This is a genomic window from Curtobacterium sp. VKM Ac-1393, assembly GCF_015350995.1.
In the GTDB taxonomy this organism is placed as follows: Bacteria; Actinomycetota; Actinomycetes; order Actinomycetales; family Microbacteriaceae; genus Curtobacterium.
On record NZ_JADKRW010000002.1, the window covers coordinates 197,173 to 218,050 of the forward strand.

Consider the following 20,878-nt stretch of genomic DNA (forward strand, 5'->3'; position numbering starts at 1 on the left):
GCTCCATCCCAGCGCACAACCAAAGTCACCCCGAACCACGGCGATCTGCGGTTCGGGGTGACTTTGGTTGTGCGAAGAGGACCCGCGCCGGCTACCGGGAAGCGGGCCCCACGATCAGCGGGTCGTGGAACGTGCCGCCGAAGACCCGCTCGGACGCACCGCTGCGGTCGAGGTACGGACTGATCCCACCGGCCTGGAACGGGTAGCCCGCACCGAGGATCAGACCGAGGTCGATCTCCTCGACGTGCTGGACGACCTCGTCGTCGAGCATGCGGTGCAGCTCGTCGGCCAGGGCGTCCTCGAAACGCTGCTGCATCGCGGCGGCGTCGACGGGCGCTGCTTCCTTCTTCGACGGAGCGACGAGCTTGACGGCGGCGGGGTCGTACCCGGTCGCGTTGCCCTTCTTGTCACGCGTCAGGATGTGCCCGTACTCGGCGATCTTCTTCAGACCGTCACCGGGGTAGAAGCGCTCCGGCCAGGCGGCGTGGTGCGAGTCGAGCACGTGCGCGCCGACCGGCAGACCGACGAGCTCGAGCAGTTCGAACGGCGACATCGGCAGCCCGAGCGGCGCGGCACCGGCCGCTACGACGTCGAACGAGGTGCCCTGCTCGACGCCGCGCATCGCCTCGCCGAGGACCCGTGCGAGCACCCGGTTCACGACGAAGCCCGGCTGGTCGGCGGTGATGATCGCCGTCTTCTTGAGGGTCTTCGCGACGGCCAGAGCGGTGACGAGGGTCTCGTCGGAGGTGTCGGCGGTGCGGACGACCTCGAGCAGCGGCATCACGGCGACGGGGTTGAAGAAGTGGAACCCGACCAGACGCGACGGGTCGGACAGCACCGAGCCCATCTCGGACACCGACAACGACGACGTGTTCGTGGCCAGGATCGCGTCCGGCGAGATGACCTGCTCGATCTTCCGCAAGACCTCCTGCTTGACGCCCATCTCCTCGAAGACGGCCTCGATCACCCAGTCGGCGTCGGCGAAGGCGTCGTAGGACACCGACCCGCTGACGAGGGCGGTGATGCGGTTGGCGTCGTCGGGGGAGATCCGGCCCTTCTCGAGCAGCTTGCCCACCTCGCCGCGGATGCGCTCCACACCGGCGTCGACGCGGGACTGGTCGACGTCCGTGATGACGACGGGGACCCCGAGGCGGCGGGCGAACAGCAGTGCGAACTGCGAGGCCATGAGCCCCGCACCCAGGACGCCGACCTTCGTGATCTTCTTCGGCTCCACGCCCTCCGGCGCGCCGACGGGCTTCTTCGCGCGCTTCTGGACGAGGTCGAACGCGTACATCGACGCGGCGAACTGGTCGCCGGAGAGCAGGTCGGCAAGGGCGTCGTCCTCGCCGGCGAACCGCTCGTCGAGCGATCCCGACTTCGCTGCGGCCACGAGGTCGAGCGCACGGAACGGCGACTTCGGCACCGTGCCGATCTTGGAGGCGACCTGCGCACGGGCGACCTTGACGACGGTGCCCCACGCGGCCTTCTCGAGCATGCCGGGTTCGTGGGGTCGCTTGACCGACACGCGACCGGCGATGACGCCGTCCGCCCACGCCACGGCCGACGGCAGGAACGTCACCGACGGGATGAGCGCGTCGCCGATGCCGAGCTCGACCGCGGCGGGCCCGTCCATCAGGCGGTTGTTCTTGAGCGGGTTCTCGACGATGACGCGCAGCGCGCGCTCCGGACCGATCAGGCGGGGGAGCAGCGTCGCGCCGCCCCAGCCGGGGATGATGCCGAGGAAGACCTCGGGCAGACCGATGCCCTGCGCAGCAGACGAGAACACCCGGTAGGTGCAGTGCAGGGCGATCTCCAGTCCGCCACCGAGCGCCAGGGTGTTGACGAACGCGAACGACGGGACGCCGAGGTCCGAGAACTTCCGGAGGGTCGCGTGGCCCAACGCAGCGAGGGCGTGCGCGGCGTCGCGGGACGGTACAGCGGCGGCCTGCGACAGGTCGGCTCCGGCAGCGAAGCAGTACTCCTTGCCCGTGATCGCGACGCCCTGGATCGCGCCGGCGGTGGCCTCGGTCTTCAGGGTGTCGAGCACCCCGGAGAGTTCGCGCAGGGTGCGCGGCCCGAGGGTGTTCGGGCGCTTGTAGTCCTTGCCGTTGTCGAGCGTGATGAGCGCCAGGGTGCCGCCGGAGGGCATCGTGACGTGCTTCACGAACGAGTGCGTGACGATCTCGTCCTCGCTCATGGCGGTCAGCTGGTCGGTGTCGACGGTGGTCATGCTCATGCCCCCTTCCGAGCCGAACGTGCTGCGGACTTGCTGAAGCCGGGGTTCTCCCAGATGACGGTGCCGCCCTGGCCGAGCCCGATGCACATCGTGGTGATGCCGTACTGGACGTCAGGACGCTCGGCGAACTGAGCCGCGAGCTGGGTCATCAGCCGGACGCCGCTCGAGGCCAGCGGGTGCCCGACGGCTATCGCGCCGCCCCACGCGTTGACGTTCGGCGAGTCCTGCTCGATGCCGTAGTTGTCGAGGAACGCGAGGACCTGCACCGCGAACGCCTCGTTGATCTCGAACAGCCCGATGTCGTCGATCGAGAGCCCGGCCTTCGAGAGCGCCTTGTCGGTGGCGGGGACCGGGCCGACGCCCATGACCTCGGGCTCGACACCGGCGAAGGCGAACGAGACCATCCGCATCTTCGTGGGCAGTCCGTGCTCCTTGGCACCCTCGGCCGAGGCGAGCAGGCTCATGGTCGCGCCGTCGTTCAGCCCCGCGGCGTTGCCGGCGGTGACCCGTCCGTGGGGGCGGAACGGCGTCTTCAACGCGGCCAGTGCCTCCAGGGTGGTGCCCGGTCGAGGCGGCTCGTCGGTGCTGACGACGTCCCAGCCGTCGCCCTTGTTGACCTCGACCGGGATCATGTCGGGCTGGAGCTTGCCGGCGGCCCAGGCAGCTGCGTAGCGCTGCTGGGACTGGACGGCGTAGGCGTCCGTGCGGTCCTTCGTGATCGCGGGGAAGCGGTCGTGCAAGCGCTCGGCGGTCGACCCCATCACCAGGGCGTCGCTCGACACCATGCGCTCCGCGATGAACCGGGGGTTCGGATCGGAGTTGAACCCCATCGGGTGGCGCCCCATGTGCTCGACGCCACCGGCGATCGCGATGTCTGCGGCACCGAAGGCGATGGCCCCCGCGAGGGTCGTGACGCTCGTCATGGCACCGGCGCACATCCGGTCGATCGCGTACCCGGGGACCGACTTCGGCAGGCCGGCCAGCATGCCGACGGTCCGCCCGAGGGTCAGGCCCTGGTCGCCCTGCTGCGTGGTCGCCGCGACGGCGACGTCGTCGACCGCTGCTCCGTCGAGCGAGGCGTTCCGGTCGAGCAGCCCGCGCATCGCGTGCACCGCGAGGTCGTCGGACCGGGTCTTCCAGAACACCCCCTTCTCGCCGGCTCGTCCGAACGGTGTCCGTACGCCGTCCACGAACACGACGTCTGATGCCTTTGGCAATCCGGGCCTCCCAGATCCTCTTCGATCGGGCCGGAACGCTGGTCGCTCCGGCCGGCCGGGCCTCGCCCGGCGACGCTCCCGACGCTATGCCCCCAGCCTGGGCGGCCGCATGCCGGTTGGGCGGTTCCTACGACTCGACGTCATCCGTCGCGGCGGGCTGCTGTGCAGCAGCGACAAAGGCCGAGGCGATGATCGAGGCGAGTTCCTCCACCTGCCACGGGCGTGCCTCGTGTCCGGCCAGGGCAGCGCCGACCAGCTCGGTCGACGGCGGCGACGGCGGTGCCCACGAGACGACGCGCAGGGTCTCGGGCGTGAGCAGGTTCTCGAGCGGGATGTCGAGCTCCTCGGAACGCTTCGTCACGGCGGCGCGTGCGGCCTTGTACCGACGGTCGGCCGCGGGGTTGCGGTCGGCCCAGGCCCGAGGCGGGGGCAGCGTGGGCTCGCCGGCTCCACGGAGCTTCGGCAGGTCCTCGGTCGTCCGTCCTTCCTCGACCGCGGCCCACCAGCGGTCGAGTTCGGAGCGACTGGCCCGGCCGGTGAACGCCTTCAGCCCGCCGAGCTCGGCGCGCGTCGCGGGTGCGGCGGCCGCAGCGGCGACGATGGCTGCGTCGGGGATCGTGCGCCCCGGGGCGATGTCGGCAGCACGGGCGTACTCGTCACGGGCGACCCAGAGCGACCGGGCGATCGCCAGGGCGCGGGCGCCGCGGAGCGCGTGCATGCCGGAGAGCCGGCGCCACGGTTCGGCCCGGACGGGCTTCGGGGCACGGTGGAGCACCGCGTCGAACTCCTCTTCCGCGATGCGGGACTTGCCGGCCTCGTCGAGCTTCTCGGACAGGGCATCGCGCAGGTCCGGCAGGAGTTCGACGTCGAGCGACGCGTACACCAGCCACGACTGCGGCAGCGGTCGGGTCGACCAGTCGGCTGCCGAGTGCGCCTTCGCCAGGGTGATCCCGAGCAGCTGCTCGACGACCGCCCCGAGCCCGACGCGGGGGAACCCGGCGATGCGTGCGCCGAGCTCGGTGTCGAAGATCCGGGTCGGGACGAGGCCCACCTCGTGCAGGCAGGGAAGATCCTGCGAGGCGGCGTGGAACAGCCACTCCTCGTCGACGATGGCGGCCTGCAGTTCCGAGAAGTCGCCGATCGGGATCGGGTCGAACAGGAACGCGCCGGCACCGCGACGGAACACCTGGATCAGGTAGGCACGCTGCGAGTAGCGGTAGCCGCTGGCGCGCTCGGCGTCGACGGCGACGGGCCCGTGCCCCGCGGCGATCGCGGCGACCGCTTCGAGGTAGTCGTCGCGCGAGTCGATGACCTTGACGGCCTCGTGCGAGTCCTCGAACGCGGGATCCGGTGCACCGGGGGTCGAACTGGCGGAGTCGTTCACTTGGCGAGCCTCCTCGGGGCCAGCAGGGTCACGCCGTCCGAGGCAGGAGGCAGACCGGCGAGCATGGCGACGATGTCCTGCCATGCCGTGACGTGTGCGGTGAGGTCGTCACCGCGGGGCGTCCAGGACGCGCGGAGTTCCAGCTGGGCGCCGTCACCCTGGGCGGCGAGGTCGCCGTACCCGCGGGAGATGATCTTGGTGGCCGTGCCCGAGGCGTGGTCGTACTCGGCCCCGTGCGTCGCGAGCGCATCGACGAGCCAGCTCCACGTGACGTCGGCGACGAACTCGTCGACGCCGATCTCCGGTTCGAGCGGCGCCTGGGCGAACGAGACGACCCGGAAGGCACCGCCCCAGCCCTCGGGTTCTTCGGGGTCGTACAGGGCGATGAACCGTCCGGTGCCGAGGTCGGACTCGACGCCGTGCGCGGTGCCGGACACGTCCGCCGCGAGGGCGATCGAGAACGGTGCGATCCGCGTGGGCGAAGGGATCTCGGTGACGGTGGTCTCGGAGCGGCTGCTGCCGGAGGACACGAACGCGCGGAGCCGCGCGAAGGCGTCGGGCTCTCGGGTTTCGGACACACATGCAGACTAGGCTCCGGGCCATGTCCCGATCCGCGCGACCCGCCGAGGACGCCGTCCAGGAGACCGCACGATCGGCCGGGTTCATCGCACTCGGCGCCGGTCTGGCCGCCGCAGCGGTGGGGACGGCCGTCATCGGTGGCTTCGTCGCCGCCGTCGCCCGGGCCGTCGTCACCCCGGACCGCAAACGCTCCGAACGCGTCCCGATCCACGCCGTCGACCCGGTCCGGATGACGGTCACCATCGAGCGCACCGCCGACACCGAGCTGCAGGGCCGCTACTCGCTCTGGTTCGGCGCCGGCACCGGCCACATGCGCATCGGCGAGGTCCTCGGCACCACCGACACCACGGTCACGCGCCGCATCATCGCGATCGACGCCGGCGACCCGACCGCCGCCCGCCGCGGTCGCTGGGGCGGCTGGTTCTACCTGACCCCCGGCGAGCTCGACGTGCCCGTCGAGGACATCGACATCCCGACACCGAACGGCCCCGCACCGGCCTGGGTCGTCCGCGCCGACGACCCGGCTGCCCCCTGGGCCGTCCTGGTGCACGGTCGCGGCGTCACCCGCGCTGAGACCATCCGCGCCGTCCCGGTGTTCCGCGCCGCCGGCTACTCGGTCGTCCTCGCGTCGTGGCGCAACGACGGCGTCGCCCCGCCGAGCGTCGACGGCCGGTACGGCCTCGGCAGCACCGAGTGGGAGGACATCGACTCCGTCCTCCGCTGGCTCAGTGCCCAGAATGCGCAGAGCGTCGTGCTGATGGGCTGGTCGATGGGCGGCGCCGTCGTGCTGCAGACCCTGCTGCGATCACGCTTTGCCGGACTCGTCGACGGAGTGGTGCTCGAGTCGCCCGTGGTCGACTGGCACGCGGTGCTCAAGTCGCAGAGCCAGTTGATGGGGCTGCCGCGCCCGGTCCGCAAGGTCGCACAGCGCCTGCTCCGCACGCCGGTGCTCTACCGGCTGGCTGGGCTGCAGCGGCCCGTCGACCTGCGCGAGCTCGACATGGTCACCCGGTCCGCCGAACTCACGGTGCCGATCCTGCTCCTGCACAGCGACGACGACGGATTCGTGCCGTCGTCCGCGTCGCACGACCTGGCACGCGCCCGACCCGACCTGGTCCGGCTCGAGGTGCAGACCACGGCCCGGCACACCAAGCTGTGGAACCACGACGCCGACTGGTTCGACGCCCGGATCCTTGCGTGGCTCACCGAGGTGGTCCAGCGGCGCGGGGCGGCCAGCGCGCGGTAGACGCGACCGAAGGGCGGACGGGAGGCGCGGTGTCAGCTGGCACCGCGCCTCCCGTCCGTCGGTGGTGCCGTCTGCGACACTCGACCCATGTGGCCGTTCCGCAAGCGCCCCGAGCCGGTGCCCTCGACGCCGACGAATCCCGTGTTGCAGCAGATCGTGCTGCGGGGCGGGGACTTGTCCCAGCCGCGTGACTGGGTGCACTTCGTGTACTTCCCGGACGAAGGGTCCGCCAAGGCAGCCTCCGAGCGGATCGCCGCCGCCGGGTGGAACGTCGCAGTCAAGCCGTCCGCTGCGGAGTGGTACGTCGCCGCTGATCAGCAGAACGTGCTCGTCGACGACGCCCGACTGGGCGAGGCGGTGCAGTTCTTCACGAGCATCGCCGCCGAGACGCCCGGTGCACAGTGGGACGGCTACGAAGCGAGCATCTAGGGCGTCTGCTGCTGGCGCGCCCCGAACTCCTCGAGACGAGTCGCCGTTCGGCCGGGCTGGGCTGGGCCGTGCGTCCGGTCGAAGGCATCGCTCATCGTCGTGAGCGGCGGTCGGACCGTGACGGTCCACTCCCCGCTGTCAAACGCGTCGATCCGGACGACCAGGTTCGACTCGTCGGTGAGGTCCGAGCCGGGGAGGTAGCCGAGGAACTCGCCGTCGATGAGCTGCCAGATGCTGTCAGCGATCTCCGTCGCCTCGGCCTGGCTGAGGATGAGCCCTGGTTCCTCCGCCGCGTTGACGCGGCGTTCGAGTGGGAGCGCCTCGACCAGCTGGTCGGGGGACGTGACGGCGTACAGGGTCGTGAGGACCCAGACGAGCTCTGGTGAATGGAGCTCTGGTGTTTCGAGCTCTGGTGTTTCGAGCTCTGAGAAGAACTGCACCAGGTCGGGCAGCACGATGTGATCAGCGGGGATCGTGTACGTGACCATCTCGAAATCGCTCGGCACTGTCGTGGTCATCCGTTCTCCTTGGTCGTTCCTGTCTGGGGCGAGAGCCCGCCCACGCTCATGGCAGCGAGGACGTCGGTCCTGCCGGGCGTGAACGCCGTGATCGCGACCGCGGCGTCAGCCTGCACGGTGCAGAAACCCGGCTGCTCGTCGCCGAGCGGCACAAGCGCACCTGCGAACCCGTCGAGTCCGCGGACGTCGAAGCCCTTCTCCGCGGCCATCGTGTACTTCGTCAGGAAGGTCCGTGCCGTCGACAGCGCGCCCTGCTCGAAGATGCGCAGCCGTTCCTCGGCCGGACACTGCGATGCGACCGCGAGCGCCAGTTCGGCCCCCGGGGCGTCTGATGCGCGGAGGCGCGAGCACAGCTCCTGGACGGTGATGTGGACAAGTCCGACGGATCGGTCGATCGCCGTGGCCGCCACGAGCGTTCGGTCCGTCGCGCGCAACACGACCGTCACGAGTTCGTGGCCGTGCTCGACCTGACAGATCAGGACGAGCTCGTCGTCGAGGGCTTCGAGTGGGTCGATGAACGGCACGAGGTTCGGCGACTGCTGCGAGTAGGTCCGCCGGATGACCGCTGCGAACGAGCGTGCGGACAAGTCGGAGACGAGCACATCAGTGTCCGGACCGACAGTGGAAAGGATCTCGACGACACGGTCCGGCAGCTCCAGGGTTGTTTCGTTGGTGACCGCTCGGAGGTGCGTGACCGAGATGTCCTGGGGCGCGCCCGTCACCGTCGGATCTCCGCGGACGAAAGGCTGTGTCGGTACCGGACCTCGCCGTCGGTCATGGCGTCGATGTCGACCCGTGCGCGCCCCGGTTCGCTGTAGTGCCAGGACGGACCTCGGCGGTTCGACCAACCTTCGAGCAACGCACCCGAGGCGAACCGGATTGCGATCCGCGAGCCCGTGACTGCACCGTCCGACACGACCTCGGTGTGCAGAGCGAGGAGGGTGAGCAGGGAGGGCTTGTCACCGGGATCGAGGAACGCGTGCTCCCCGTCAGAGCCGGTCAGCGCGAAGTCGGTCTCGAACCGGAGCGACGCACCGCTCGAGAAGCGGATCGTGACGTCTGATCCAAGGCCGATGAAGTCGACGGTGTCGCCGGCGATGTCCAGCGCGAAGGGCTGGCGCGGAACGCGGCTCATCCTCGATCTCCTTCCGTACCTGTGCTCGTGCTTCCGGTCGGCGGATCGACACGAACCGGGCGCCCCTTCGGCCCAGAGACGTGCCAGGACTCGAACTCGCCGTCCGGACCGGCGACGAGGGTCTCTCCGTCAGCGAAGACCAGCGTGAGCGTGTAGCCCTCGACCGATCGCCGAACGAGTTGAGTGCCGAACAGCCGCAGGACGGGCAGCAGCGAATCCTTGCGCTCCGGATCGACGATCACGCTGCCCCGAGATCGGTCCGTGACGGTGAACGCAGATTCGAGCTGCACGCTTACGCCGTCGGTGAAGCGCAGGTCGAGAAGGAAGTCGACGCCGATGAAGTCGAGCGTGCCCGCGCCCTCGACGGTCGTCGCGAAACCGCTGGGTTCTGTCGTGTTATGGGTCATGATCATCCACTCGTCCGAAGTCGTGCGCGTCGGTGCCTCGAACAGGAGCTGATCCGTCCGGGGGAGTTCATTCGGCATCGCATCTGTGAACCACGGGAGTTCGAGACTGTCGACCTTTCCTTTCTTCATCCAGATCATCATTTCCCCCGGATACTCTAGAATTGTCATCCAAGTAAAATGCTTCAATCGGGAGTGGGGCGTCTGGCAACCTTGCCCGAGGCGAATCATCCAGATCTATCTGCCAGATTCTCGGACCGGTCGGTCGGAATCCTCGGATCGCTTGCGCTTGGCTCTGCAACGCCCGTGATTCCGAAGAATTCAGGTGAACGAAACAGATTTTCACCAGATCACGCAGGCGTGATTCGTCTTCCGCCCTCATCTTGCCTCTGATTGCATGTACACGTCCTCAACCGTGGATTTCTCCGGGTCCACAAACTGTACTCTCACGTGTTCAGGAGAGCGGATCAAGGGCCGAAGAGCTGGCGTGACGTCGGGGTCGGTCGATAGCGCAATTCTTCGAACGCCGGTAACCAGGGCGCGAGGTCTTCGTGTGCACGCACCGCTTGCTCAAGAACCATCGGTGACCTGATCTTCCGCCGTGGGATCGACTTGGACTCGTCCTCCGTGGCTGGGCGCTGACGCGATTCGTGGAAGTCAGTCACCCAGACACCGTTCGTTTCGGCAGCACCGTAGGTGAAAGCAGGAAGGAAATGGTCCGGATCAGGGGGCGAGCTGCCAACGATGGTCCACATTCCTGGTCGAACCCGGGCGTCGAACGTCAGGGTTGCGAAGAGAGGGGTCGCCGTCCGTGCTCTCGCGACTTCTTCAGGCGTCGGAGACGCACTGACCGGACAGTCGAACACGACCACGTACAGCGCGCGCGTGGTTTGGTCCACCACGTGCGCAATGTACGCGCGGCCATCGCCAAGGGGAACGGCGAGGAAGTCACCGGGCTTCACATCATTGGTCGTCGACTGCCTGCTCAATAGGGATCTCCTCCTACTGCGTTGTACCGTTTGTCGCTCATTTGATGCCTCCGATTCGAGAGGAGTCCGTCCGGATTTGATTTGTTCGTCGGGCCACCCTCGCTGCGGATGTGGAATTCTTCCTTGATCCGGGCCTCGATCACCGTCTCGGTGCGCAGACGCAAGGCTGGAACGAGCGACGCCTTGTCGCCGTCTGGGATGACTTCGAAAGAGGGTCCACCCGGTTCCCGCACCGTGAACGCGGCTTCGAACGCCGTGCTCGCGTTGTTCGAGAATCGCAATGTCACCATGTAGTCGACCCCGACGAAGTCCACTGTTTCTCCGGCGAGTGACAGCGCCCTGGGTCGAGGATGCTCGTCCATCTCGTCCCCTATCGTGGCCGACTCAACTCTGGAGGCCGCGGACGCTCAAGACCGCCAGGACCTCCGATCGGTCTTCCCGAACACCGACAACGAGACCTCCGTCCGCCACGGGTAGGTCCAGCAGGAGAACTGCCTCGCCGTTCTGTCTTCGCAGGGCGGAAACGAACTCATCGAGCCCATCGACGTCGACGCCGCTCTGCACAGCGGCCGAGTACTTCCGTTCGAAAGTGCTCGCAGTCCTGACCGCGTCCTGCCGATGGCACGCGAACGTTGCTTCTGGAGAGAGACCGCGGAGCGCATCCAGCGCAACCGCACGATTCGATGACCTCGATCGGCGCAGGAGCCGTTCGAGCGGCTCGTGTCCGATGGACACTCGCTGCGCGGCTCGATCATGGACGAACACACTGATCACGATGGGCTCAGCTGCTGCGAGGACCACCAGCAGGACATCCTCGTCCACTTCTGCTCGGCAAAGACGCACCGGGGTGTCCGCAAGTGCACGGACATCGTCTGCCACTCGCGCGAGCCCGTCCGTCGACTCGGCGTACGTCGTGTCGATCATCCCCGCCAGTGCAACCGCCGGCATCGCGACGACATCGACAGGTGCGTCTGCTTCCACCAGACGGCTGGCCGTGCGGAGGACACTCCGTGGTAGCGGGTCGCGACCATCGGTGAGCAGCAGCAGAAGCTCGGCTGAGGTCATGGGGGTCACATCTGTCAATGGCCGAACCTCTCTACGTTTGCGTCTGAGACGACGCCTCGGATCAGCACTTCGGATTCCCCAAGGGCATTCGGACCGGGAACGATCCGATGCGCATGTTCTTCCATGGTCGTACTCAAGATCACTCCGCGTCCTCCAGGAGTGAGGACACCCTGACCGCTTCCATCGGACGCGAAGCGCTCCGCCACCGACCGATCAGTCGTCCAACTGGTCAGGTTGCTGTCCTCGGTCATTCCGAGAGCATGTGCTCGGCCATCACTGTGTCCCAAGATGTCTCCGGGCCACGCGGAACCTTCAGTGGCGGCTTCGTACGCGTGGTGGCTCTCGTTCACGCCCCTGTAGATCGAGGTGGGTGGCGTTGCTGCCTCCTCCCCGAGTTCCCTCACCGCTGAGGGCAAGTGCACCTTCGACATGGTGCCGCCGGTCGCCGCTGACGTCGCCGCACCCTCGGCAGCGTTCCGGAGCAGACCACCGGGGGTCACCGGCTGGCCGCTCACCGCGTAGTTCGCGACGTTCTCGGCCGCACCTTCTGCTGCGTTCTTGATCAGCTGCTTGCCGATCAGGGCTCCCGCGCCGCCCCCGACGGCCCCGAAGGCCCCGCTGACGGCCACCTGGCCCCAGTTGACCTCGCCGGTGGTGGCCTTCTGGATGATGGTGTCGGCACCGGCGCTGATGAGCATCATGCCGACCGGACCGCCGACGCCGGTGGCGAGGAGCACCCCGCCCGCGACGACCATCGCGCCGCCGGCGACGTACTCCCAGTTGTCGGCGAACCAGTCGCCGGTGGCCGCGGCGGCCCGGGCGAGCGGACCCTGTTCGGCCGCCGCGTAGGCCTCCAGTTCCGCGTCGGTCACGGGCGCGAGACCGAGCGGGTCGATGGCGTGCAGGGGATCGTTGCCGGCGAACGAGTACGGGTTGCCGGCCCAGGCTGCTCCGGCGGGAGCGGTGACCGGGTCGACGGACAGGAAGCCGCGCGACGACGAGTCGTAGGCGCGGGCGCCCATCCACTCCAGGCCGGCGATCTGCAGCGAACCGTCGGCGCCGAGTGCGACCCCGCCCGGCAGGCCGGAGCCGTCGAGGTCGGCGAGCGTCTTCCACGGATCGGCGTCGTCGGCTGCTCTGGTGGTGCGCCGACCGCTGGTTGCCCACCCGTCGCCCACCCCGGTGAGACCACCGGGAGCGCGGACGACCGGGGTGTCGCCGACAGCGAGGAGCGTCGGCGCGAACGCGGCGGTGTCCCAGTCGATCGGGACGCCGTCGACATCGGCGAGTTCACCGAGGGCGTCGACGTGCAGGTCGGTCGTGGTGCTGCCCGCCGCGGTGGTCTCCGCCACCCCGGTGAGGTGACCCTGCGGGGTCCAGCCGTACGTGGTCGTCACGCCGTCGGCTCGGAGCGCCTGCACCCGACGACCAGCTCGGTCGTACGCGTACTCCGCCTCGGGCGCCCCGTCCGGAGCGTCGACCCTGGTCAACTGTCCGGCAGCGTCGTACGAGAACCGTCGGGCCCCGGAGTCCGTCCCTTCCTCGACCAGACGACCTGCTGCGTCGTACACCCAGTCCGTGCGACCACCGTCGTGGACGGCGGCCACGAGCTGTGCGGCATCGTCGTGCTCGTAGGAGACGCTTCCCCCGGCGCCGTCGACCCGGGTGATGCGTCCGTCGGCGTCGCGCTCGATCGTGCTGAGGTGCGTGCCGTCTGCGTCGATGCGCGCGTGCCGGACGACGTGGCCGTTCGCGTACGCCCATGTCTGCATTTGGTCGCCAGCACGGGCTTGCAGCAGCCGACCGGCCGCGTCGTGTTCGTACCGGGCTTCGCCGAATGCGGAGTGCTCGACCCGGACGACCCGTCCGGTGGCGTCGTGCTCGTACCGGGTCGTGGAACCGTCGGGAGACTGCACCGAGGTGCGGAGCCCGTCGGCATCGTGGGTCCATCGGGTCTGGCGCGACCCGGTGGAACGGCGGACGAGCTGCCCCAGCCGGCTGAACTCGAGGACGTGGGCGGCGGGGGAGTCCGGGCGGGTCTCGTCGGTGATCGTCACCGTGCGGGCGCGGGCATCGCGGTCGATGCGGCCGATCAGCCGGTCGCCGGCGTACTGCGCGGATTCCCGACCGGCGGCGTCGTACTCCCATCGCAGCACGGTGCCGTCCGGGTCGGTCTGGGTGAGCTGTCGTCCGGCGGCGTCGTATGTCGCCGTCGTCGTGCGCCCGAGCTGATCCGTGGACGAGGCCACCTTGTCGAGCTGCGTGTACGTCCGGACGGTCACACCGCCCAGCGGATCGACGGTGCGGACGAGTCGTCCACGCTGGTCGTACTCGTAGCGGGTGGTGCCGCCGAGACCGTTCACCGCGGCGACGAGCTGTCCGGCGGCGTCGTACCGGAAGGTCCGCTGGCCGAAGCGGGTGTCCCGCGCCGAGACCACGCGACCGACCCGGTCGTACCGGTACCGGACGGTGCCGACCCCGGGGACGTCGGCGTGGACGACCCGACCCTGGCGGTCGTACTCGGTGCGGGCGACCTCGCCGGTCGGCAGGGTACGCGCGACGACACGCGAATCGGCGTCGTAGGTCAGCGTGGTGCGTGCGCCGGCGGGATCGATCGCGGAGACCGGCCGGCCGCACGCGTCGTACGCGTACCGGGTGGTGCGGCCCGCCGGGGTGGTGACGGCGACGACGCGTCCGGCCAGGTCGCGCTCGATGCGGGTGAGGCCGCCGTCTGCGTCGACGAGCTCGACCGGTCGGCCGCAGGCGTCGTACGTCGTCAGCTCAGCAGAGGAATCCGCGTGCTCGAGCCGGGTCGGACGGCCGAACTCGTCGGTCGTCACGGACACGGCGTCGAAGGCGTCACGGACCGTGGAGACGCCGTCCGTGCGCGAGCGGCGCACCTCGGTGCGGACACCGGTCGGGTCGACCGTGGCACCGAGGGCTCCGACCGCGTCGTACTCCCGTGTCCAGGTGCCGCCGGCCGGGTCGACCACGGCTTCGAGCCGCGAGAGCGCGTCGTGGACGAACGCCCACTCGGCACCGTCGGGCAGGGTCATCGTCGACACGTTGCCGAACGCGTCGAAGTCCTTCGTGACGACGCGACCGAGGGGGTCCGTGGTGGAGACGACCTCGCCGTGTGGACCATGGGTGACTTCCGTGCGGGCACCGGTCGGGTCGATCGACGCCGTGACCCGGCCGCCGTCGCCGTGCTCGAACCGCCACAGTCCGCCGTCCGGGTCCTCGCGCGCGGTGAGCAGCCCGGCGTCGTCGTAGCGGTACCGCGTCTGGTTGCCGAGCGGTGTGACGGCCTCGACGATCCGGCCTCCGGCGTCGCGGACCAACCGCGCGGTGTCGCCGACGGCGTTCTCGACGCCGACGAGCTCACCGGACGCGTCGTGGTGGAACGTGACGACGACGCCGGTCGGATCGGTGGTGCGGACGAGCACGCCGTCCCGCCAGTCGAGCAGCGTGCGGCCGCCGACGGGGTCGACGACGGCCGACGGGTCCCGGTCGTCGCCCGTGTACTCGTACTCGACGACCCCGCCGTTCGCGGTGACCACCGTGGTCATGCGGTCCTGCTCGTCGTACCCGAAGGTCAGATCGGCGCCCTCCGGCGTCACGGTCCGGACCCGACGCCCGCGGTCGTCGTACCCGTGGACGGTCACCTGACCATCGCGCTCGGTCACCGAGACGAGGTTGCCGTGCGGGTCGTACGACATCGACTGGCGCTGCCCGTCGGTGTCGATGATCCCGACGACACGGCCCTTCCGATCGGCGATCCAGGTGTTCGCGTTGACCCCGTCGACGTCCGACACCGAAGTGACCCGACCGGGCAGGTACGTGAACCGGACCCGTCGTCCGAACGGTGTGCGCTGCTCGACGACCCGGCCGCGGTCGTCGTAGGTGTTCTCGCACTCGACGACCCCCGTCGCCGCGGTCACCCGGTCGATCAGCCCGTCCGCGTTCCAGCGGTACCCGCGACTGCCGACGGCGTCGGTCGCCCGGACCAGCCGGCGGGCGTCGTCGTAGTGGTACTCGACGCGTCGCCCGTCCGACGCCGTCACGGACGCCACCTGGTCGCCGCTGTACTCGATGTCGACGAACCGCCCGAACACGTGCGCGAGCCGCGTGATCCGGTCCTGCTCGTCGCGTCGCACGGTCACGGCGGTGCCCGCTCCACGCGCGCTGCTCAGCCACAGTCCGGACGGCGTGAACGCCCACCGACCGCCGGCGTTGTCCCGCACGACGAGCGAGTCCTGCTCGGCCCGGAGCCACAGGTCCTCGCCGACGCCGCGGCTCCACCCGTCCCCCTGCCGCGGGAAGTCGACCTGCCGGCCGTCGTCCAGCACGACCGAGGCGGCCTCGTCGCTGACCTCGAGCCGGATGTCGAGGATCGAGGACCATCCGATCCCGAACACCCCGACACGGCTGTCGAGCGAGTTGTACATGCGGGTGAGCCGCAGCGACGCGGCCTGTCCCGCGAAGGACAGGTCCGTCTCAGGCTCGAGGAAGTTGCCGGTGGCCGTGTTGACCGGGTCGTCGGCGAACCCGTTGGTCGGGGGCGTCCCCATCGCCGAGAACGGACCGATGGTGAAGTCGTCCCGCCCGGCGTCGATCCCCGCCGAGGACAGGGCGGCCGCGATCGCCGCGTCCGACAGCGTCGCGGGCCCGGCGCCACCACCTGCGGCCTCGAACTGCGCTGCGACGGTGCCCGCCCAGTCGGCGTCCTGCCCGTTCGCCGTGAGCCAGTCGTTCACCGCGGTCAACAGCGACTGGGCGTTGAGGGTGCCCCAGCACGGGTTGCACTCGGCCTCGTAGTCGCTCAGGGCGTTCCGGAACGTGGAGACGGCACCCGACAGATCGGAGTCGAGTGTCCGGGTGGTCGCTTCGAAGGAGCGGAGGTCCGCGGGGACGGCGGACGACGTCCCACCGCTGGCCCCACCGCCCGCCGGGAACTCCCGCCCCGTGACGCTGACCTCGTCCGCCTGCAGTCGTGGCTCCGGCTCGGGCTCCGGCGGCTTCGGGTCGTCACCCCCGCCGAACCACGTCGAGACCTCGTGCCCGGCGGCGACGAGGAAGTTCTCCTCGCGTTCACGCTTGCGGGCGTCCCACGCCTTCGCCTGCTTCCGCCGGTCGTCCTCGTCCTCCGCGGCGTCGCGCAGCTGCTGCACGAACCCCGACAGGCTCTGCAGCGACTCGACGAGCTTCGTCGCGCTGCGCGAACCGATGTCGGCGTTGTCCGCGAAGACCTCGGAGAAGTACCCCCGGAACTCCGCACTCGCCGTCGTCACCGATGACGACCGCGACCCCGCCTGTCCGCCGATCGACGACGCGAGCGCCGTCGCAGCCGATTTCAGTGCATCCGCCGCGCTGTACGAGTAGCCGGTCGGATCGTTCCCGTGGATCTTCGCCATCGTCATTCCCCCCTGGTGCTGACCGCACCATCCTGGCACGGAACCCCACTGGTATTCCAGAGGACGGCATGCGTGCCGAGGGGGAGACGGACGGGAGGCCCGTGGCGGATCCGCCACGGGCCTCCCGTCCGTCTCAGGGTCGCGTCGACGACACCGCAGCCCGCACCTGACGCTGCACGCGTCCGAGCATGCCCACCATGCCGCGGATGCGCAGGGGGCTGACCGCCTCGGACAGCCCGATCGTCAGCGGGTAGTCCGCCGGCACGGCGAGCGCCTGCGACACGGTCAGACCGCTCAGGCCCTGCGCCAGGATCGAGGCGAAGCCGCGGGTGGTCGGCGCCTCGCGCGGGGCGGTGGCGTGCATCCGGACCACGTCGGGAGCGTCGCCGTCCTCGCCCACCGTCACCGTGATGAACACGGGGGACTGGCACTCCTCGACCCGTTCGAGCTCGTCCTCGTGCCCCTGCAGCCGTTCGGGCAACGCGGGCAGCTCGTTCGAGAACTCGAGCAGGAGCTGCAGGCGGTCCTTCTGGCCCAGCGCGAGGAAGTCGTCGCGGATCTCGGCGAGGGTGGCGGGGAGTGGGACGTCGGTGCTGTCGGTCATCGGTTCGGAATCGTACCCGGCTCCGCGCCCTGCACGATCGGGACGCGGACGGCGCTGCCCCACTCGGTCCACGAGCCGTCGTAGTTGCGGACGTTGTCGTAGCCGAGCAGGTGCTGCAGGACGAACCAGGTGTGGCTCGACCGCTCGCCGATGCGGCAGTACGCGATCACCTCGTCGGCGTCGCCGATGCCTGCGCCCTCGCGGTAGATCGCGTCGAGGTCCGCGCGGGACTTGAAGGTGCCGTCCGGTGCGGCGGCAGTGGCCCACGGGATGTTCACGGCGGTGGGGACGTGACCGCCGCGCAGGGCGCCCTCTTCCGGGTAGTCCGGCGCGGTGGTGCGGGAGCCGTCGTACTCACCGGGGCTGCGGACGTCGATGAGGGGCTTGCCGAGGTGTGCGAGGACGTCGTCCTTGTACGCGCGGATCTCGGTGTCGATCCGGTCCACGATCGGGTACTCGGCCGGGGTGACGACGGACTCCTCGGTGGTCAGCGCGCGGTCCTCGGCGATCCACTTCGCGCGGCCACCGTCGAGCAGCCGGACGTCCTCGTGGCCGAACAGCGAGAACACCCAGAGGGCGTACGCGGCCCACCAGTTGTTCTTGTCGCCGTAGACCACGACGGTGGTCTCGCGGCCGATGCCCTTCCGGCCGAGCAGTTCGGCGAACGCCTCGCCGTCGATGTAGTCGCGCTGCACCGGGTCGTTGAGGTCGGTGTGCCAGTCGATCTTGACGGCGCCGGGGATGTGTCCCGTCTCGTAGAGCAGGACGTCCTCGTCGGACTCGACGACGACCAGGTCGGGGGTGCGGGCGTCCAGCTGTTCCTGCAGCCACTCGGTGGACACGAGTCGCTCCGGGTGGGCGTAGGCGGTGAACTTCTCGGACGGGTCGACCGGTGCGGTCATGGTGGGCTACCTCCAGGTGGTCATCCGGCACCGGACTAGGATCGGTCGTCGGTGCCTGTGGCAACGGTACGCGGGCGTGCCGTGCCCCAGCCGCAACGTGACACCGCACGACAAGCTTCCCGGAGGGGTCCAGTGCCTGAAGACCGCGTGCTCACGCACCTCGTCGACCGTGACCCCCAGGTGACGCCGCAGCAGATGGCCGCGGCCCTCGTCCCACCGCCACAGTTCGCGGACGCCTCGTTCGACTCGTACCGGCCGGACCCCGACTACGCCTCGCAGGCCGACGTGCGCGACGCCGTCGCATCGTTCGTCGCCTCCGGGCCCGCGGACGCACCCCGCCGCGGGTTGTTCGGTCGCCGCAAGCCGTCGGCCGAGCCGGCAGCGAAGTCGGGCGTGTACCTCGACGGCGGGTTCGGCGTCGGCAAGACCCACCTGCTCGCCGCGGCGTACCACGCCGCATCAGGACGGAAGACGTTCGGCACCTTCATCGAGTACACGGCCCTGGTCGGCGCGCTCGGGTTCCAGGGCACGGTCGACCTGCTGCGGGGGACCGCGCTGGTCTGCATCGACGAGTTCGAGCTCGACGACCCGGGCGACACCATGGTCATGACCCGCCTGATCAAGGAGCTCACCGAGACCGGAACCCGGTTCGCCGCCACCTCGAACACGCCGCCGGGAGCGCTCGGCGAGGGGCGGTTCGCGGCCCAGGACTTCCTGCGCGAGATCCAGGCGATGTCCGACCGGTTCGACACCATGCGGATCGACGGGCTCGACTACCGCCGCCGCGCGGTCGACGAGTCTGCCGGCGTGGTGTCGGACGTCGCCGCGGCCCTGCCTGCCGGAGACGTCACGCTCGACGACTTCTCGGCCGTGGTCGCCCACCTCGGATCGGTGCACCCGTCGAAGTACGTCGCCCTGGTGGCGGACGTGGACGCCGTCGGACTCACCGACGTCCGGGCGTTCACCGACCAGACCGACGCGCTGCGGTGGGTGGCGCTCGTCGACCGCCTGTACGACGGCCAGGTCCGGATCGTGGCGTCGGGCACGCCGCTCGACCAGGTGTACCCCGAGGCGATGCTCGAGGGCGGCTACCGCAAGAAGTACCTGCGCGCGGCGAGCCGCGTGGTCGCGTTGACGCGCGCCCTGGACTGATCCCCGTTCCGGCCGGGAGGCGCGTGACGGCTCCGCCACGCGCCTCCCGGCCGTCCGTGTTCACGTCGAAAACGCGTTGTGCGACGACTGTCGGCCACCGTCCGGACGGACTGCGCTGACGGATGGCCCCTTTCCAGGGGGCTTCGGGGCGCGCGAAACACGACGTTTACAAACCGCGCCGTCGCGTTACATCCGCGAAACACATCGTGTTCCCTCGTGAAACCTCACCTCGCCAGACTCGGTGTCACCCGAGGCGGTCCAAGAGCCGTTCGTGCAATCGAGAGGTGAACAGATGCTTGATCAGGGCAACACGACCTTCGTGTTGGTCATGGCGGCGCTGGTGTTGTTCATGACACCCGGCCTGGCCTTCTTCTACGGCGGTTTGGTGAAGGCCAAGTCCGTCATCAGCATGATGATGATGTCGTTCGGTGCGATCGCACTCGTGAGCGTCCTGTGGGTGCTCTACGGCTACGCGATCGCCTTCGCCAACCACGGTGACGGCACGGCGGTCTCCGGTGTCGTCGGGTTCTTCAGCATCGACTGGAACCAGATCGGCCTCGGCCAGGCCTTCGAAGAGGCGAAGTCCTCGAACATCCAGGCGGCGTACCCGTCGATGGCCTTCGTCGGCTTCCAGGCCACGTTCGCGATCATCACGGTCGCGCTCATCTCCGGCGCCATCGCCGACCGCGCCAAGTTCGGCGCGTGGATGGTCTTCGCGGGCATCTGGGTCACGGTCGTCTACTTCCCGGTCGCCTCGTGGGTCTTCAACCTGACCTCCGGTTGGGCTGCCACGTGGGGCGTCATCGACTTCGCCGGTGGCACCGCGGTGCACATCAACGCCGGTGCAGCGGGTCTCGCCCTGGCGCTCGTCCTCGGCAAGCGCGTCGGCTTCGCCAAGGGTGCGCACAAGCCGCACAACCCGCCCTTCGTCCTGCTCGGTGCCGCCATCCTGTGGTTCGGCTGGTTCGGCTTCAACGCCGGCTCCGAGGGTGCTGCTGACGGCATCGCCGCGATCGCCTGGGTCAACACCCTCGCCGCCCCGGCCGCCGCGATCCTCGGCTGGCTGCTCGTCGAGAAGCTCAAGGACGGCAAGGCCACCTCGGTCGGCGCCGCCTCGGGTGCCGTCACCGGTCTCGTCGCCATCACCCCGGCGTGTGCCAACCTCACCCCGGGCTGGGGCATCCTGCTCGGCTTCCTCGCCGGCATCGTGTGCTGCTTCGCCATCGACTGGAAGTACCGCCTGGGCTTCGACGACTCGCTCGACGTCGTCGGCGTGCACCTGGTCGGCGGCATCTTCGGCACGCTGTACCTCGGCTTCTTCGCCAACGACACCGGCCTGATCTACTCCGGCTCGTTCGAGCAGCTCGGCAAGCAGGCCGTCGCGGCCCTGGCCGTCGGCATCTACTCGTTCGTCCTGGCGTTCGTCATCGGCTTCCTCATCGAGAAGACGATCGGCTTCCGCGTCAAGACCGAGGACGAGGTCGCCGGCATCGACACCGCGGTCCACGGTGAAGAGGGCTACGTCCTCTACGAGCAGACCGACGACTCGCCGGTCTCGGTCCGCTAGCCAGCAGACACCAGCTCCACCCGCACGACGACGGGCC

Annotated in this window: 18 protein-coding genes; 4 read left to right on the forward strand and 14 right to left on the reverse strand. The window is 69.5% G+C overall.

What is annotated here, in order from left to right; genetic code table 11:
• Nucleotides 1-91: 91 nt before the first annotated feature.
• The 4 genes from ITJ59_RS04740 to ITJ59_RS04755 all read right to left on the reverse strand — a co-directional run bounded on the left by ITJ59_RS04740 (nucleotide 92) and on the right by ITJ59_RS04755 (nucleotide 5,415).
• On the reverse strand, nucleotides 92-2,236 hold the full coding sequence (locus ITJ59_RS04740) for a 3-hydroxyacyl-CoA dehydrogenase NAD-binding domain-containing protein (RefSeq protein WP_194649982.1): 2,145 nt from the start codon (nucleotides 2,234-2,236) through the stop codon (nucleotides 92-94).
• Nucleotides 2,233-3,453, reverse strand: a complete 1,221-nt coding sequence (locus ITJ59_RS04745; protein WP_194649983.1) for a thiolase family protein — start codon at nucleotides 3,451-3,453, stop codon at nucleotides 2,233-2,235. Before ITJ59_RS04745 ends, ITJ59_RS04740 begins: the two co-directional genes overlap by 4 nt.
• Before the next feature lie 127 nt (nucleotides 3,454-3,580).
• Nucleotides 3,581-4,837: an HRDC domain-containing protein gene (locus tag ITJ59_RS04750; protein WP_416354853.1), complete on the reverse strand. Its 1,257-nt coding sequence runs from the start codon at nucleotides 4,835-4,837 to the stop codon at nucleotides 3,581-3,583.
• On the reverse strand, nucleotides 4,834-5,415 hold the full coding sequence (locus tag ITJ59_RS04755; RefSeq protein WP_194649984.1) for a DUF3000 domain-containing protein: 582 nt from the start codon (nucleotides 5,413-5,415) through the stop codon (nucleotides 4,834-4,836). Before ITJ59_RS04755 ends, ITJ59_RS04750 begins: the two co-directional genes overlap by 4 nt.
• A 23-nt stretch (nucleotides 5,416-5,438) precedes the next feature.
• Here ITJ59_RS04755 and ITJ59_RS04760 point away from each other — a divergent pair, with 23 nt between their 5' ends.
• Both ITJ59_RS04760 and ITJ59_RS04765 read left to right on the forward strand, forming a co-directional pair.
• Complete coding sequence (locus tag ITJ59_RS04760; protein ID WP_194649985.1) at nucleotides 5,439-6,662, forward strand: alpha/beta fold hydrolase; 1,224 nt, start codon at nucleotides 5,439-5,441, stop codon at nucleotides 6,660-6,662.
• An 87-nt stretch (nucleotides 6,663-6,749) separates the two neighbouring features.
• Nucleotides 6,750-7,091, forward strand: coding sequence for a ribonuclease E inhibitor RraB (locus tag ITJ59_RS04765; protein WP_194649986.1), 342 nt, complete (start codon nucleotides 6,750-6,752; stop codon nucleotides 7,089-7,091).
• Here the strand turns inward: ITJ59_RS04765 and ITJ59_RS04770 are convergent.
• The 10 genes from ITJ59_RS04770 to ITJ59_RS04815 form a co-directional block, all read right to left on the reverse strand.
• Nucleotides 7,088-7,609 (reverse strand): hypothetical protein, encoded by a 522-nt coding sequence (locus ITJ59_RS04770; RefSeq protein WP_194649987.1) that lies wholly within the window; start codon nucleotides 7,607-7,609, stop codon nucleotides 7,088-7,090. The two genes, ITJ59_RS04765 and ITJ59_RS04770, sit on opposite strands and share 4 nt — an antisense overlap.
• The gene (locus ITJ59_RS04775; RefSeq protein ID WP_194649988.1) at nucleotides 7,606-8,331 is read right to left on the reverse strand and encodes a hypothetical protein; all 726 of its coding nucleotides are present in this window, start codon (nucleotides 8,329-8,331) and stop codon (nucleotides 7,606-7,608) included. Before ITJ59_RS04775 ends, ITJ59_RS04770 begins: the two co-directional genes overlap by 4 nt.
• Complete coding sequence (locus ITJ59_RS04780; protein WP_194649989.1) at nucleotides 8,328-8,744, reverse strand: DUF6188 family protein; 417 nt, start codon at nucleotides 8,742-8,744, stop codon at nucleotides 8,328-8,330. The genes ITJ59_RS04775 and ITJ59_RS04780 overlap by 4 nt, the downstream gene beginning before the upstream one ends.
• Nucleotides 8,741-9,292 (reverse strand): DUF6188 family protein, encoded by a 552-nt coding sequence (locus ITJ59_RS04785; RefSeq protein ID WP_194649990.1) that lies wholly within the window; start codon nucleotides 9,290-9,292, stop codon nucleotides 8,741-8,743. The genes ITJ59_RS04780 and ITJ59_RS04785 overlap by 4 nt, the downstream gene beginning before the upstream one ends.
• Before the next feature lie 323 nt (nucleotides 9,293-9,615).
• Nucleotides 9,616-10,137, reverse strand: a complete 522-nt coding sequence (locus ITJ59_RS04790) for an Imm26 family immunity protein (protein WP_194649991.1) — start codon at nucleotides 10,135-10,137, stop codon at nucleotides 9,616-9,618.
• Nucleotides 10,134-10,499 (reverse strand): DUF6188 family protein, encoded by a 366-nt coding sequence (locus ITJ59_RS04795; RefSeq protein ID WP_194649992.1) that lies wholly within the window; start codon nucleotides 10,497-10,499, stop codon nucleotides 10,134-10,136. The genes ITJ59_RS04790 and ITJ59_RS04795 overlap by 4 nt, the downstream gene beginning before the upstream one ends.
• A gap of 22 nt (nucleotides 10,500-10,521) precedes the next feature.
• Complete coding sequence (locus ITJ59_RS04800) at nucleotides 10,522-11,202, reverse strand: hypothetical protein (RefSeq protein WP_194649993.1); 681 nt, start codon at nucleotides 11,200-11,202, stop codon at nucleotides 10,522-10,524.
• Nucleotides 11,203-11,216: 14 nt separating this feature from the next.
• Entirely contained in the window at nucleotides 11,217-16,616 is a 5,400-nt protein-coding gene (locus ITJ59_RS04805) for a DUF6531 domain-containing protein (RefSeq protein WP_194649994.1), read from the reverse strand.
• A gap of 133 nt (nucleotides 16,617-16,749) precedes the next feature.
• The gene (locus ITJ59_RS04810) at nucleotides 16,750-17,220 is read right to left on the reverse strand and encodes a SufE family protein (RefSeq protein WP_194649995.1); all 471 of its coding nucleotides are present in this window, start codon (nucleotides 17,218-17,220) and stop codon (nucleotides 16,750-16,752) included.
• On the reverse strand, nucleotides 17,217-18,122 hold the full coding sequence (locus ITJ59_RS04815; protein WP_194649996.1) for a sulfurtransferase: 906 nt from the start codon (nucleotides 18,120-18,122) through the stop codon (nucleotides 17,217-17,219). The genes ITJ59_RS04810 and ITJ59_RS04815 overlap by 4 nt, the downstream gene beginning before the upstream one ends.
• Before the next feature lie 132 nt (nucleotides 18,123-18,254).
• Between ITJ59_RS04815 and zapE the strand changes: the two genes are divergently transcribed.
• A complete protein-coding gene (gene zapE, locus ITJ59_RS04820) occupies nucleotides 18,255-19,274 on the forward strand; it encodes a cell division protein ZapE (protein WP_323749399.1) in 1,020 nt (339 codons plus the stop codon).
• 292 nt (nucleotides 19,275-19,566) lie between these two features.
• Nucleotides 19,567-20,841: an ammonium transporter gene (locus ITJ59_RS04825; RefSeq protein WP_194649997.1), complete on the forward strand. Its 1,275-nt coding sequence runs from the start codon at nucleotides 19,567-19,569 to the stop codon at nucleotides 20,839-20,841.
• Nucleotides 20,842-20,878 lie beyond the last annotated feature (37 nt).